Here is a 13,918-nt window from a genome sequence, read left to right as displayed (position 1 = left end):
GGGATGCGGGACGGTCGGCCCCGTCAGACGAGCTTGACCTGCGCGAAGTCCAGCTCGACCGGCGCCTTGCGGCCAAAGATCGTGAAGATGACCCGGACCCGTCCCCGTTCCGGGTTGATGGATTCCACTACGCCCGAGAAGTTGTTGAACGGGCCGTCGACGACACGCACCGTCTGGCCGACCGAGAAGGGCACCCTGACCACCCTGTGGGTCTCCCTGCCGTCGGCCTGGCCGATGATCCTCTTCATCTCCTCGTCGGAGAGAGGCTGGGGATAGCTCCGGTTCATGGGCGGGAACCCGCTCACGTTCATCATGGAGCGTATGTCCAGGACCATCTCGTCGTTCAGTTCGAGCTCGACGAAGACGTATCCGGGATAGAGCCTCTTCTCCCTCGTGGTCCTCTTGGCACCGCGGGTGAGCGTGACCTCCTCGACGGGGATCATGCTCTTGCCCACCCTGCCGGGGAACTTGAGGGCCAGAGGGCCTTCCAGCCACTTCTTCACCCTCAGTTCGTACCCGGAGAACACGTGGACCACGAACCACTTCAGATTCGCGTTCCGGCCTTCCTCTGCAGCCACAACCCCGTCAGTCATAAGAGACCGGTGCCCAACCCCGCCCGTCAGCTCAGCGCGCTGCGAAGGGCGGTCATGAGAATGCTGCTGGCGCGGTCAGCCACGAAGATCCACGCCGAGACGATCGCGACTGCGAAGATCACGACCCACGTGGATGCGACGATCTCCTGCCGCGACGGCCAGGCGACCTTCATCATCTCGGCCTTGACCTCGAGGATGAAGTCGACGACGCTGCGCCAGATCCTTGCAAAGAAGCTCCCGATCGAGGCCTTCTCAGTCATCGCTTCCTCCGGGTATCTCTCGGCTGCTGGCAGGGCAGGAAGGACTCGAACCCTCAACCGCCGGATTTGGAGTCCGGTGCACTGCCAATTGTGCTACTGCCCTGCAGCCCTTGCCCACGGTCCTATTTGCTCTCCCGGTGAGTCGTGTGCTTCCGGCAGAACCTGCAGTACTTGCTCGTCTCCATCCTGTCGGGATGCTTGCGCTTGTCCTTGGTGGTGGAGTAGTTGCGCCTCTTGCAGTCCTGGCAGGCCAGTGTGATTATGACTCTCACTTCTTCCCTACTTTATGATCTTGTTCACGTTGCCGGCGCCTACGGTCCTGCCGCCCTCGCGGATGGCGAACCTGAGACCCTCTGACATGGCGATCGGGGTGATCAGCGTCACCTTCATCTCGATGTGGTCGCCGGGCATGCACATCTCGGTGCCCTCGGGCAGGTTGATCGTGCCGGTGACGTCAGTGGTCCTGAAGTAGAACTGGGGCCTGTAGCCGTCGAAGAACGGCTTGTGCCTGCCGCCCTCCTTCTGGGTCAGGACGTAGACCTGGGCCGTGAACTCGTTGTGTGGGGTGATGCTCTTCGGGGCGGAGATGACCATGCCCCTCTCGAGATCCTCCTTGGCCACACCGCGGAGCAGGAGACCGACGTTGTCGCCGGCCTGCGCGAAGTCGAGCTCCTTGCGGAACATCTCCACACCGGTGACCGTAGTCTCGAGAGTCTCCTTGATGCCGACGCGCTCGACCTTGTCCCCCACCTTGATGCTGCCGCTCTCGACCCTGCCGGTGCCCACGGTGCCGCGGCCGGGGATCGAGAACACGTCCTCGACCGGCATCAGGAACGGCTTGTCGACGGCGCGGTCGGGGGTCGGGATCCAGGTGTCGACGGCCTTCATCAGCTCGAAGATGCAGGCGGCGTCAGGGTCGCCCTCGGCGCCCGTGCTGTTGAGGGCCTTCAGGGCGCTGCCGCGGATGATCGGGGAGGAGGCGTCGAACCCGTACTTGGCGAGGAGCTCGGAGACCTCCATCTCGACCAGGTCGACCAGCTCGGGATCGTCGACGGCGTCGACCTTGTTCAGGAAGACCACCATCTTGGGGACGTTCACCTGGCCGGCCAGGAGCACGTGCTCCTTGGTCTGGGGCATCACGCCGTCGGCTGCGCTGACGACGAGGATGGCGCCGTCCATCTGGGCCGCACCCGTGATCATGTTCTTTATGTAGTCGGCATGGCCCGGGCAGTCGACGTGGGCGTAGTGCCTGGCGGCCGTCTGGTACTCGATGTGGGCGGTGTTTATCGTGATGCCGCGGGCCTTCTCCTCGGGAGCGTTGTCGATCTCGTCGAAGGCGGTGAAATTGGCCATGTTGAGGGTGGCCAGGCACTTGGTGATGGCTGCGGTGAGCGTGGTCTTGCCATGGTCGATGTGACCGATGGTTCCCACGTTGACATGGGGTTTGGACCTCTCGAACTTCTCCTTGGCCATTCCTCTGATCCTCCGTTCAGCAGTGCAGTGCAGTTCCGCCAAGCCCGTGGAGCCCACGACCGGGATCGAACCGGTGACCTCGTCCTTACCAAGGACGCGCTCTGCCGACTGAGCTACGTGGGCGTCCGATTCATACGAAGCTACCGGGACCCCCCGTGGAGCGGGAAACGGGATTCGAACCCGCGACCCTCAGCTTGGAAGGCTGATGCTCTAGCCAGCTGAGCTATTCCCGCTCCGAAACGGGTGGTGGCGAGGGGTGGATTCGAACCACCGAAGGCGTTGAGCCAACAGATTTACAGTCTGCCCCCTTTGACCGCTCGGGAACCTCGCCACGAGTCACCTGATCTGGAGCTGGCGAAGGGAGTTGAACCCATAACCTGCGGATTACAAATCCGCTGCTCTGCCGATTGAGCTACGCCAGCGACGCGAAAGCGATACATATGCGTCCCGGGGAACGCCGTCAATGCCGGCAGGAACCGGCCTCTGCCCCCCCGGGAGCCCTTGGACACAATGGATCGCACCGGGGGGCGGTCACCCCCGGCGGATGGAACGTAACCGCCGCTCACCCCGCGGTCAATCCCTGCATCCCCCCCGCCCCCCCGGGAACGCTTCCAGCTCCCTTGACTCTCTCGACCCGGCAGCGCTCCCGACCATCCCTGCGGCGCGGCCGGGCTGTATATTCGCCTCTGCGAAAGGCGGTGGAGATGATCGACCGGAGGTATCTCGCGGCGTCCGCCGTCTGCCTGCTGGCCGGCTGCGGCGGGCGGACCCTGGGGCAGGAACTCGAAATGGTCCCTTCGACCTCGCTGGCCCACATCCACGTGGAGTCGCCCCTGCCGCCCGAGCTGTGGGCGTACCTCCCGGAGGGGGTCCTGCCCGTCGATCCCGGGCTGCTGAGGGAGCTCATCGACCGCGGACCGCTCGGCATCACCGTCTCGGGCATCAACCTGACCAACCTCGAACCCCAGATCCTCCTGCTGTCGAGGGATGTTGGCGTCGACTCGATGCTCGTCCTGGCCTCCAGATACATGGAGTTCACCACTGACAGCCTCGCGGACAGATCCGATCTCCTATCCGCCACCGGCGCGGTGCTCGGGGCCGTTTCGGAGCGGGACGGATGGTCGTGTCTCTACCTGGGCCCGTCGCCGCAGTCGGTGATGACCGCTTGGCTGGGCCTGGAGCCGTCGAGGAGCCTGGGCGCCGACTCCTCCGTGGCACGGATAGCCGGCGACGGCGGCGACCTGTCCCTCTTCGTCCCGCCCGGGCTCATATCGTTCCTCAGGGTGGCGCCGATCGAGAGCTGGGTGGACGGGTGGGACGACGTCGAGGAGTTCCTATCGCTCGTCCAGCCCACCGCGGCCAGGCTCGACGTGTCCTTCGGGGGCTTCATAGGCGTCGAGGCCAGGGTCGTGAGGCAGGACGGCAAGGTGTCGAGGGCCCGCCTGGAGATAGAGGATTCGGGCTTCACCCCCGGCGAGATGCTCTCGTCACTGCGTCTCCTGCTGATGGCGGGAGGTTACCTGTGAGCGGGGCGATCCTGAAGGCTGAAGGCGTGGGGAGGTCGTTCGGGAGCCTGCGCGTGCTCGACGGGCTCGACCTGGAAGCCTCCCCGGGCGAGTTCCTGGGCATCATAGGCCGCAGCGGCACGGGGAAGAGCACTCTCCTCGGCATCCTGGGGACGCACGACCTCGAATTCGAGGGCAGGCTGGAGCTGGACGGCAGGGAAGTGAAGTCCGCCACTCCGGCCGGGCTGGCCTCGATGAGGCGCGACGTCCTCGGGTACGTCTTCCAGGACTTCCATCTCCTGCCCGAGCTGACGGCCCTCGAGAACGCCATCCTGCCTGCGGTCTTCTCGGGCAGGGACGCCGAATCGGCACGCAACAGCGCGATCGACGTCATGGACCAGCTCGGGGTGCGCATCGACTCGACCCCGACAGCGATGCTCTCGCGGGGCGAGCGCCAGAGGGTGGCCGTGGCGCGGGGCCTCGTGAACCGGCCCGGCGTGCTGCTCGCCGACGAACCCAGCGCGAGCCTCGACGACGACAACGAGAACATCCTCTTCGACATGCTCGACGGCCTCAGGAGGAAGCAGGGATTCACCCTGATAGCGGTGGTCCACTCCCATGCCGTCCTTTCCCGCGCCGACAGGGTCCTCGAGCTCAGGGAAGGCCGCCTCCGCCCGGCTGAGAGGAACGTTCCTCCCGAAGGGGGGAGCGCGCCATGAGGACGAGGGAGACCGCCTACGCCATAAAGCTGTGGAACAGGGGACACTGGCGCGACTACCTCTTCAGCCAGGTCATGCTGTTCACGGCCGCCCTGTTCCTCGTCTTCTTCATCTCGATCGGCCTCGGCGTCGGCAAGGTGCTGGACAGGTTCATGTCCCGCGACCTGCCGGCGGAGCAGGTGAGGGTGGTGCCCCCGGGCATCCAGGCCGGCTTCTTCCAGAGCGAGCTGGGGGGGCTGGAGATAACCGAGTCCCTGCGCGACTCGCTCGCGGCCCTGACCGAGGTCTCGAGGATCGATCCGCAGATATACGCGCACGTCCCGGCGTATCTCGAGGGTCTGCTGGGAGGCCGGCCCTACTACACCGACATCACCATCGAGGGAGTGACGGGGGAGTTCCTGGGCGACTCGGTTCTCGAGGGCATCGACTGGTCGTACGACATCTCCGACAGCGCCGCCACCTTCCTGCCCATCGTCCTGAGCGAGAACCTGCTCCTTCTCTACAACGCGGGTTTCGCGGAGGCGAACGACCTGGTGGGGCTCAGCCCGGAGGGAGTGGTGGGGCTGGAGTGCGAGGTCACCGTGGGCAGCAGTTCGATAGCCAGGTCGGCGCACAGGCCCGTGACGGTCAGGGCGAGGATCGTGGCCACGTCCGACAACCTGGCCCTGTTCGCCCTCGCGGTGCCCATCGAGTTCGTGGACGGCATGAACACGCTCTTCCTCCCCGAGAGGGAGAGGAGCTACAGCGCTCTGATGGTGACGGCCGCGAGAGCCGAGGACGTCCCCGCCATCGTCAGGAGGGCGGAGGCGCTGGGCCTCCGGGCGGAGACCCGGAGGGGCATCGCACAGAAGGCCGAGATGCTGGTGGCCATCGTCACGACCGCCCTGTCGGCCCTCGCCCTCGCCATACTGGTGTCGGCAGTCACGAGCGCGGTCCACACCCTGGTGTCGGACATCCGCAGCAGGAGGTTCGCCATCGGGGTGCTCGTCGCCCTGGGCACGCCCTGGGAGAAGCTGGCGGCGGTGTTCTCCTTCCAGATCCTCTTCATGTCGGCGATTTCGCTGGTGCTGGGGGGGCTCGGGGGCGCCCTGACGGCCTGGGGGGTCAGCGAGGCGCTGCTCTCCCTCTCCACCGTGCTCAGGTCGGCCCTCGATTCGCTGGCGGTCTTCCCTGCAGCATACATGGCCGCAGGCCTGGTCTTCGTGCTTGCGGTCTCGACCGGGCTGGCCTGGCTGTCGTTCCGCCGGATACTGGGCAGGCCGGTCGCGGAGCTGCTCAGGCGCTAGCGGAGCCGGTCAGAAGAGCGAGAGGCTGATCCTGGAGTAGACTTCCGAGTCGAGCTTCTCCCATGTCGGGATGACCGGCCTGTTCGTGTAGTCCAGGTTGCATCCCACGGCGATGCTCACCCTGTCCATGGCATCGAACGATATCTCCGCATTGCCGTTGGCGATGTAGTTGTCGGTATCGTCGGGCGGGAGGTAGACGCCCGCCCCCACCCAGAGCGACGGCAGCAGGGAGTCCTCCCGGTTCATCCATACCCCGAGCGACAGGTACGACGTCCAGTCGTCGGTCTTCTTCTCCGCCATGTACCACTGGCTGGTCACCATGCCGGCCCCGACCTCGGGTGCGACGTACAGCCAGTCGGTGATCCACTCCCGGTAGCCTATCGAAGTGTACGAGCTGACCTGCCAGGGCCTCACGGTGGAGGGCTGGCGGTCCCAGCTCCCGTGGGCCTTGGCGTACAGCACGCCGGTCAGGAAGTACTCCATCCCCAGCGACGCCCAGGCGGAGTTCTCCCTCTCCCTCACGTAGACCTTCTCGAGGTTGCCCCTGAACTCGGCATCCACCCTGCTGCCGCGGGGACCGCAGATCCACGAGGCCTCGGCGCCTCCCTGGTAGCTGCTCTCCTCGCCGTTGCCCCTCTCGAAGGACAGGTCGGCCCAGATCGACGCCGAGAACGGCCTCGACTCCGTCCTCCAGTAGTCCACGTCGTACGACGGGTCGGAGACGTACCGTATCCGATCCTCTGCGTAGGAATAGCCGGGGGAGATCCTGAGAGCCTCCAGGTAGCGGTCGAGGGCCCCCGACGGATCACCCATCCTCTCGCGGATGAGCCCGAGGTAGCAGATAGAGAACACCGCCTCGGGATCGAGCTCGAGCGAGCGTTCGAGCCATTCCTCCGCTTCGGCGTACCTGTCCTGGAAGAGGAGCGCCTCGCCCAGGAGGCTCGCGGTCTCGTAGGATGCGCTGTCGAGCAGGAACGATGCCGTCAGGGCCTCTTCGGCCTCTGCGTACATCTCGGCCGTGCCGAGGACCGTACCCCAGGCCCTCCACACCGCCGGATCTCCCGGGAAGGCGCCTGCGGCGGCCCTGCAGAGGCTGTCCGCGACCGGGAACCTGCCTGCGGCCGACAGCATGTCGCAGATCGAGACGAGGATCACGGGGTCGCCCGGCGCCTTCGAGCAGGCGAAGATCCCAGCGGCTACGGCCTCATCGGTCATCCCGTTGTAGTGGAGGCTCCAAGCCAGGTTCTCGGCCGACGCGGGATCGTACTCCATGGCCAGGGCCTCCAGGCTGTCGGCCTGTCCGGCCTCTCCCATCCCTCGACGGATCGAGGCCGACTCCAGCAGGGCCATGCCCGTGTCGCCCGATGCCTCCATGTACCTCTCGAGATAGTCGAGCGCGACTTCGGGCGAGCCCGTCCTGCGCTCGATGCGGGCGAGCCTGAGGAGCCCGAAGGAGTACAGGCTGTCGATCGAGAGCGCCTCGAGATAGACAGCCTCGGCCGAGTCGGCCTCGCCCGCATCCTCCAGCAGCATTCCCAGCTCGCCGTACAGCCACGCGCTCTGGGGTGCGGCCTCGATGGCCGCGCGATACCACGAGGCGGCGAGGCCGGGTTCGCCCCCCTCCTCGTAGAGCAGGCCGCGCTGCTCCCATCCCCACTGGTAGGCGGAGTCGATCCCGACCGCCATCTCGTATGCAGCGGCGGCTTCGGCCGTGCTCCCGAGATTGTAGCAGACGTACCCCAGCTCGCCCCAGGTCCAGGCGTCGGATGGATCGAGCTCGAGGGCCCTCCTGTAGTCGGCGGCGGCCTTTTCGAGCAGGCCTTCGCTCTCGTCCAGCAGCCCGAGGCTGACCCAGGCTTCGGTCATCGCGGGATCGATCGCCAGGGCTTCCCCGAACCACGTCCTGGCCGAGTCGGGAAGCCCCTGGTTCTGCATCAGCAGGCCCGCCCTGTAGGCGGCCCAGGAGTAGCCGGGGTCGACATCCAGGCCCGCCATGTACCATTCCATGGCCAGATCGTCCCGCCCCACCGCCTCGAAGCACCAGCCGATCTCGCCGAAGGCCCACGAATCCGTCGAATCGGACGCGATGGCCTCCCTGTAGCTCTTGATCGCGGCTCCGAATCCGCCCCGGTCCTCGTGGAGGAGGCCGATCCGCCTGTGGAACTCCGTGCCGGAGGGGCCGGGCGGGACGGCCCTCGTGTAGACAGCCATGGCCGAGTCGGGGAGCCCCGCCTCCTCGAGGAGAGTGCCGAACTCCAGAGAGAGGGCGCGGTAATCGGGATGGAGGCCGGAGAGGGCCGAGGCCCGTGCGAGGGCCTCCTCCTCCCGGCCCGACATCCCCAGGGCTCCGATCAGCGGAAGGAATGCGGGCCTGTAGGACGGTTCGGCCTCCAGGAGCCCTTCGAGGAGATCGACCGAGAGTTCGTAGTCGCCTGCGGAGGAGACGACCCCGGCCATCCCCTCGATGGCGGGGATGCAGAGGTCATCGAGTTCGAGAGATCTGCGGAACGCCCCGAGGGCGGCTTCCGGGTCGGTGGTCGAGAGCAGGGTCCCCCTGGCCGCCCATGCGAGGGGCGAGAGGGAATCGAGCGCGAGTGCGGCGCCTGCCCAGACGGACGCATTCGAACCGGTCTCCGACCGGAAGGCGGCGATGGCCGCGCAGGCCCATGCATCGGCATCGAGGGAATCGGCGGCGATGGCGCCTTCAGCGATGGACAGCGCGCCCGGCCAGTCGTCGGCCGCGCATGCCCCGGCCCATCCCGCAGGGGGTGCTCCCGTCATGCAGGCGAGGAGAAGCGCATACATGGGTCAGCCTCCCGTGAGAATGACGGCCGTCGCGGCCACCGAAGCGACCAGGCAGTATACACCGAAGACCCAGAGCCTGTTCCGTCCCAGCATGCCGATCAGGAGCCGGAGCGAGGCGTAGCCTGCCAGGAAGGACACGGCGAACCCCGCCAGCGCCACGGGGATGTCGGCCGGGTCGAGGGATGCGATCCCCCGGGCCTCGAGGAGGCCTGCGCCCGCTACCGCGGGGATCGACATGAGGAACGAGAACCCGGCGGCATCGGTCTGCGCCATGCCCGAGGCAGTCATCGCGGAGATCGTCGATCCCGATCTGGAGATCCCCGGAAGGATCGCGACAGCCTGCGCCAGGCCCCCGGCCAACGCGTGCCGGAGCCCGGGGCCGCTCCCGCCCGGAGTCCTCCTGCGCAGGAGGCCCGACACCAGCAGGATCATGCCGTTGATCCCGAGCAGGACGGCCACCAGGAGGGGCGAGGAGAAGGCTCTCTCGATGCCGTCCTCGAAGAGCAGCCCGACCGCCGCCGCGGGGATGGAGGCCAGGGCCAGCAGCAGCAGCAGCCTCCAGGAATCCGCCGCTCCCCTGGACAGCCCGGACAGGAGCCGGGAGAGGTCGGTCCGATAGAAGACGAGAACCGAACAGAGCGTCCCGAGGTGCAGTATGACCTCGATCAGCACCCCTTCGCCCGTCGCGCCGGACCCGAGGAACCTTCCGAGCAGGGCGAGGTGCCCGGAACTGGAGATGGGGAGGAACTCTGCGATCCCCTGCACGAGGGCGAGCAGAAGAACGGGAAGGAGCCTCATCCGGCCTCCAGGAACTCATGGTGGAGGGCGGCGAGCGCCCTGTCCCTGTCGCCGCGCCTGACCAGCGCGGAAATGGTCGCATGCGAGTCGACGGTCTGCAGCATCTCGATCCCGGCGCAGTCGAGAGTGCGGGCGAACCGGGCCATGACGCCCCTCATCCCGTGCATGCCGGCACCCACGATCGAGACCTTGGAGCACGGCCCCTCGAGGTCCACGGCGAAGCCCATCCCGGACAGGATGGAACGGACGTCCGCCGCCCTAGGGCCTTCCACCGTGAAGAGGACCGTACATCCCATCACCGAGAACATGTCCATGGAGATCCCGGCATCGGCCACTGCGCCGAATACGTTCGCGTAGAACGAGCTGGGAGGACCCCCGCCGGGATCGGTCACCGACACCCGCGAGACGTCGGGACCGGACGTGACCCCGGTTATGTACCTGCCGCCCCTGATGACGAAGGGTTCTATCCGGGTGACGGTCTCGCCGGAGGAGTGGCGCCTGACCTCGACCGGGATGCCGGCCTCGCCAGCGATCTCGGCTGCCCTGGGGTGGACGACGCCGGCCCCCTGCCAGGACATCTGCCTCAGATCCTCGTAGCTGATGCGTTCTATGCGGATCGTGTTCCCGACCAGGGCGGGATCGGCCGATCTTATGGAATCGACGTTCTTGAAGAGGACGGCCTCCCCTGCCCCGATGGCGGCGGCGAGGGCAAGGGCCGTCGTGTCCGAGCCCCCCCTGCCCAGGGTGCATGCCGACCCGTCCGGACCGCCTCCCTGGAAACCGGCCACCACGGGGACCACTCCCCTGTCGAGCAGCCCGCGTATCCGCGCGGTGTCGATCCTGCATATCCCGGCATCGCCGTGGAGCCCGTCGGTCGAAAGTCCGGCGTCCCAGCCCGTGAGCGACTCGGCAGGGATGCCGCTGGTCCTGAGGGCATCGGCCATCACGGCAGCCGAGATGATCTCGCCGCAGCAGAGGAGGCTGTCGCGCTCGGCGGCCGGAGCGCCCGGCGCCAGGCCCGAGAGGGTGTCCGTGGCGTACGGGTCGCCGTTCCTGCCCATGGCGGAGACGACCACCACGAGACCCCTGCCGTCGGAGAGCGCCTTCGCGCAGTGCCCCACCGCCGCCTGCCTGCCGGACTCGTCGGCGATGCAGGTGCCCCCGAACTTGTATACTCTGGGGCTCGTTGCCTCCATGAACACCTCCTGCGCTCCAAGGCGGATTCTACCCGATGGAGCCCGTGGTGTGCCAGCCGTGGATTGCCGAGGAACGGGGCCTCTAGTATCCTTCGCAGTCGTATCGGAAGGAGTCCCCTTGCGGACCTGCTTCATGCTCAAGAACAGACTCCGCGGAGATGCCCGCGTGAAGAAGGAGGCCCTGGCCCTGAAGGCCGCGGGCTGGGACGTTACCGTCCTCTGCTGGGAGGAGCCGGGCGCTCCGCGCGAGGAGGACTGGAACGGGATATCCGTCAGGAGGCTGCGGTTCAGGTCCGCCGCCGCCGCCTCGATCACGGACAGCCTCGATTCGGAGCCGCACCCCCGCGGGCCTCTCCGCGCCGCCCTGTCGAGGCTCCGCCACAGCAGGGCCAGGCGCAGGGCCGCCGACTTCTTCCGCAACGCCGTGTTCGACGTCCGCCTCCTCGCCTCTGCGCTCCGTACGGGTGCATGCGTGGTGCACGCCCACGATCTCGACACGCTGATGCCCGCCCGGGCCGCCGCCCTGCTCCTCGGGGCGAGGCTCGTCTACGACTCGCACGAGCTCTGGCTCGGTTCGGCAAGGTACCTGCGCGAGACCGGTGCCGTCGGAAGGCTGCGCGACCGGCTTGCCGAGAGGCTGCTGATCCGCCGGGCCGACGCCGTCATCGCGGTCACCCGCGGCAGGATCGGCGTCATGGAGGAGATGTACCCGGGTATCCGGATAGAGCTCGTCGAGAACTGCCCCGAGGCCATCCCCGAACTGCCTCCCAGGGGGAGGCTCGACGGCGTTCCGGAGGATGGCGGCCCCATAGTGCTGTACCAGGGGGCCATAGCGTACGAGCGCGGACTCGAGAAGCTGATCGAAGCCTGCGGGCTCCTGCCGGCGGGCTCGGTCAGGGTGGTCATGATAGGCCCCGACGCGACATCGGGCGTGCTTCCGGCCATGGCGAGGGAGAGGGACGTGAACGGGGTGCTCTCCATCCTCCCGCCGGTGCCGTCGGAGAAGCTGCCCGGCGTGACGGCGTCGGCCGACATCGGCCTGATCCTGTTCCAGAACACCTGCCCCAACCACTACTATTCGCTGCCCAACAAGCTCTACGAGTACATGATGGCCGGTCTCCCGATCATCGCGAGCGACCTGCCGGAGATGGCCGACCTGATATGCAGGGAGCGCTGCGGGATGCTCATCGACCCCGAGAGCCCCCGGGCCATCGCCCGCGGCATCCTCGGCCTCGCCTCCGACGGCGCGGCGAGGGCGGAGATGGGCGGGAACGGCAGGGCGGCCGCCCTGGCGCGATACACCTGGCCGGCGCAGGCCGCGGTGCTGACGGGGATATACGGACGCTTCGCGGGATGCGGCGCCCGGGGGGGCGGACGATGAGGGTCGCCATGGTGCTGGGCTTCCTGCCGACCTACGTGAGGACGGAGGTGGAGGCCCTGGGCGCCCTCGGGGTCGAAACCGAGATCTGGCTCCCCGGGACCGACCGGTACATCGACTCGATCACCGGAGGCGACCTGCCTCCGGGTTCCGTTCAGGGCGGCTCCGGAGGGGAGCTGGTGACGGGCTCGCCCACTCCCGGGCAGGCCGTACGCTCCCTCCTGAGCACGACACGCGCATTCCTCGTGCACCCCCGCCCGATGGCCGGCCTCGCCGCCGAAGCCTTCCGCGTCTCCGGCCCCGCGCTCATGGCCTACGGCGCGAGGCTCGCCGACGCGCTCGCGAAGAACCCTCCCGACAGGATACACAGCCATTTCGCCTGGGAGCCGGCCGCCGTGGCGATGTGGGCTTCGAGGATGCTCGGCATCCCCTGGAGCCTCACGGTGCATGCCGCCGACATCTTCACGCCGAGGAGGCCCGAGGCCGTCGGGCTGATGCTCTCGAAGGCATGCCCCCTCTTCACCATCTCCGACTTCGACAGGCTCTTCATCATGGATAGATGGGGGGCCGGGGCGGGGTCGGGGGCCGTCGTGAACCGGCTCGGGATAGAGCAGGAGGGCCTGCCGGAATGGTCCGGCATGGGGAGCGGGCTGATCTGGTGCATGGCCAGCGGCCTGGCCGACAAGAAGGGCGTGGGGGTCCTGCTTTCGGCGTGCGCCGTCATGAAGGCCGGGCGGAGCGGCTGGCGCTGCGTCATCGCAGGGTCCGACAGGAACGGCGACAGGCTCCGCATGTACCGTGAGAAGGCCTCCGGTATGGGCCTCGACGGGTTCGTCGAGTTCCCGGGAGCTCTGCCTTCGGACGAGGTGCTGGCAGGCACGGCCAGGGCCGCCGTCGCCGTCCTGCCTTGTGTGAAGGCTCCGGATGGCGACATGGACGGCATTCCCATAGCCCTGATGGAGGCCATGGGGATGGGCGTCCCCGTCGTCTCGACCCGCCTTTCCGGCGTACCGGAGCTCATCGAGGACGGTGTGAGCGGAATCCTGACCGATCCAGGCGATCCTTCCGCCCTTGCAGCGGTCCTGCTGCGCCTGCTGGACGACCCGGAGGGCTCCTCTTCGCTGGGGACCGCCGCCAGGGCGCGGATATCCGGACACTTCTCCGCCTCCGGGCATGCCCGGAGGATGATCGACTCCTGGAGGGCCGCAGACGCATGCGGTCAGCCCGCCGGGGGCGCCTCGCCGGGCTCTTGACCCGGGCCGGGCGTTTTCAGCTATTTCGGGCACCGGTAAAAAGGGGGCTGGAATTGGTCTGGGACGACGACGAAGACTTCGAGGACGACGACGAAATCGATGAGGATGCCGGGGGGGACGAACCCGGCGAATCCGTTGACGACATGATGGGCGAAGGTGTCGGTTTCCCCCCTCCCGGAGAGGAAGACTGGTCCTGGGAGGACGAGGAGGAGCCAGACGACGAAGAAGACGATGATGACGGACTGGAGGAGGAGGACGAGGACTAGACCCCCGTCTCCACGCCCGCGATAGCAGCGGGGGGCGCCGGATCGGACGGTCCGGCGCCTCGCGTGACGGAACCCATCCGGAGCATCTCCCCCGACAGGACCGACAGCCGTCGGTAGCTCATCGCATCGGATACCTGATGATAGGGAGGCCGGCAGGATCCGCGGATGCCTCCCTCGTCCCCCCAGGCGGCCTCGACGAGCCGCCCGGCGCAGAAGCGGAGCATCCTCGGACGGCCTCTCCACTCGAACTCCTGCACGCTGCACGCCAGCCCGGCGATCCTGGCCGCCCTGGCGGCCGCGGCCGCGGCACCCGAAAGCAACGACAACACGCGCAGGGCCGTCTCTTAAGCCGGTGATGACGGTTCCCCACCCCCCTCGGGCGCCTC

At 67.5% G+C, this 13,918-nt stretch carries 14 protein-coding genes and 5 tRNA genes; 6 read left to right on the top strand and 13 right to left on the bottom strand.

The window, feature by feature from the left end:
- Positions 1 to 23 precede the first annotated feature (23 nt).
- The 9 genes from nusG to QUS11_10825 form a co-directional block, all read right to left on the bottom strand.
- On the bottom strand, positions 24 to 593 hold the full coding sequence (gene nusG, locus QUS11_10865) for a transcription termination/antitermination protein NusG (GenBank protein MDM7993796.1): 570 nt from the start codon (positions 591 to 593) through the stop codon (positions 24 to 26).
- Between the two features lie 26 nt (positions 594 to 619).
- Positions 620 to 853, bottom strand: coding sequence for a preprotein translocase subunit SecE (secE, locus tag QUS11_10860; GenBank protein ID MDM7993795.1), 234 nt, complete (start codon positions 851 to 853; stop codon positions 620 to 622).
- Between the two features lie 27 nt (positions 854 to 880).
- Positions 881 to 956, bottom strand: a tRNA-Trp gene (locus tag QUS11_10855).
- Between the two features lie 19 nt (positions 957 to 975).
- Positions 976 to 1,125 carry a 50S ribosomal protein L33 gene (rpmG, locus tag QUS11_10850; GenBank protein MDM7993794.1) on the bottom strand — a complete coding sequence of 50 codons (150 nt, stop codon included), beginning with the start codon at positions 1,123 to 1,125 and terminating at the stop codon, positions 976 to 978.
- Positions 1,126 to 1,132: 7 nt separating this feature from the next.
- Positions 1,133 to 2,326: an elongation factor Tu gene (gene tuf, locus QUS11_10845; protein ID MDM7993793.1), complete on the bottom strand. Its 1,194-nt coding sequence runs from the start codon at positions 2,324 to 2,326 to the stop codon at positions 1,133 to 1,135.
- A gap of 47 nt (positions 2,327 to 2,373) precedes the next feature.
- A tRNA-Thr gene (locus tag QUS11_10840) sits at positions 2,374 to 2,449 on the bottom strand.
- 33 nt (positions 2,450 to 2,482) lie between these two features.
- Positions 2,483 to 2,559: transfer RNA gene (locus QUS11_10835), tRNA-Gly, on the bottom strand.
- An 11-nt stretch (positions 2,560 to 2,570) separates the two neighbouring features.
- A tRNA-Tyr gene (locus QUS11_10830) sits at positions 2,571 to 2,657 on the bottom strand.
- Positions 2,658 to 2,672: 15 nt separating this feature from the next.
- A tRNA-Thr gene (locus QUS11_10825) sits at positions 2,673 to 2,748 on the bottom strand.
- A gap of 282 nt (positions 2,749 to 3,030) precedes the next feature.
- On the opposite strand from QUS11_10825, the gene QUS11_10820 reads away from it, so the two are divergent.
- The 3 genes from QUS11_10820 to QUS11_10810 are packed head-to-tail and all read left to right on the top strand — an operon-like array spanning position 3,031 to position 5,836.
- A complete protein-coding gene (locus tag QUS11_10820) occupies positions 3,031 to 3,852 on the top strand; it encodes a hypothetical protein (GenBank protein ID MDM7993792.1) in 822 nt (273 codons plus the stop codon).
- Entirely contained in the window at positions 3,849 to 4,550 is a 702-nt protein-coding gene (locus tag QUS11_10815) for an ATP-binding cassette domain-containing protein (protein MDM7993791.1), read from the top strand. The genes QUS11_10820 and QUS11_10815 overlap by 4 nt, the downstream gene beginning before the upstream one ends.
- Positions 4,547 to 5,836: a hypothetical protein gene (locus tag QUS11_10810; protein ID MDM7993790.1), complete on the top strand. Its 1,290-nt coding sequence runs from the start codon at positions 4,547 to 4,549 to the stop codon at positions 5,834 to 5,836. Before QUS11_10815 ends, QUS11_10810 begins: the two co-directional genes overlap by 4 nt.
- A gap of 9 nt (positions 5,837 to 5,845) precedes the next feature.
- Here the strand turns inward: QUS11_10810 and QUS11_10805 are convergent, their stop codons facing one another.
- Genes QUS11_10805 through QUS11_10795 form a run of 3 tightly spaced genes read right to left on the bottom strand, consistent with a single transcriptional unit; the run spans position 5,846 to position 10,635 of the window.
- The gene (locus QUS11_10805) at positions 5,846 to 8,641 is read right to left on the bottom strand and encodes a tetratricopeptide repeat protein (GenBank protein ID MDM7993789.1); all 2,796 of its coding nucleotides are present in this window, start codon (positions 8,639 to 8,641) and stop codon (positions 5,846 to 5,848) included.
- Positions 8,642 to 8,644: 3 nt separating this feature from the next.
- Positions 8,645 to 9,439: an undecaprenyl-diphosphate phosphatase gene (locus tag QUS11_10800; GenBank protein ID MDM7993788.1), complete on the bottom strand. Its 795-nt coding sequence runs from the start codon at positions 9,437 to 9,439 to the stop codon at positions 8,645 to 8,647.
- On the bottom strand, positions 9,436 to 10,635 hold the full coding sequence (locus tag QUS11_10795) for an aspartate kinase (protein MDM7993787.1): 1,200 nt from the start codon (positions 10,633 to 10,635) through the stop codon (positions 9,436 to 9,438). Before QUS11_10795 ends, QUS11_10800 begins: the two co-directional genes overlap by 4 nt.
- A gap of 118 nt (positions 10,636 to 10,753) precedes the next feature.
- On the opposite strand from QUS11_10795, the gene QUS11_10790 reads away from it, so the two are divergent.
- The 3 genes from QUS11_10790 to QUS11_10780 are packed head-to-tail and all read left to right on the top strand — an operon-like array spanning position 10,754 to position 13,532.
- Positions 10,754 to 12,016: a glycosyltransferase family 4 protein gene (locus QUS11_10790; protein ID MDM7993786.1), complete on the top strand. Its 1,263-nt coding sequence runs from the start codon at positions 10,754 to 10,756 to the stop codon at positions 12,014 to 12,016.
- Positions 12,013 to 13,266, top strand: coding sequence for a glycosyltransferase family 4 protein (locus tag QUS11_10785; protein ID MDM7993785.1), 1,254 nt, complete (start codon positions 12,013 to 12,015; stop codon positions 13,264 to 13,266). The genes QUS11_10790 and QUS11_10785 overlap by 4 nt, the downstream gene beginning before the upstream one ends.
- A 53-nt stretch (positions 13,267 to 13,319) precedes the next feature.
- A complete protein-coding gene (locus QUS11_10780) occupies positions 13,320 to 13,532 on the top strand; it encodes a hypothetical protein (protein ID MDM7993784.1) in 213 nt (70 codons plus the stop codon).
- Here QUS11_10780 and QUS11_10775 read toward each other — a convergent pair.
- Positions 13,529 to 13,852 carry a hypothetical protein gene (locus QUS11_10775; protein ID MDM7993783.1) on the bottom strand — a complete coding sequence of 108 codons (324 nt, stop codon included), beginning with the start codon at positions 13,850 to 13,852 and terminating at the stop codon, positions 13,529 to 13,531. The genes QUS11_10780 and QUS11_10775 overlap by 4 nt on opposite strands.
- Positions 13,853 to 13,918 lie beyond the last annotated feature (66 nt).

Origin of the sequence: Candidatus Fermentibacter sp. (assembly GCA_030373045.1) — a bacterium.
Lineage (GTDB): Bacteria > Fermentibacterota > Fermentibacteria > Fermentibacterales > Fermentibacteraceae > Fermentibacter.
This window is presented reverse-complemented; position numbering and strand designations above follow the sequence as displayed.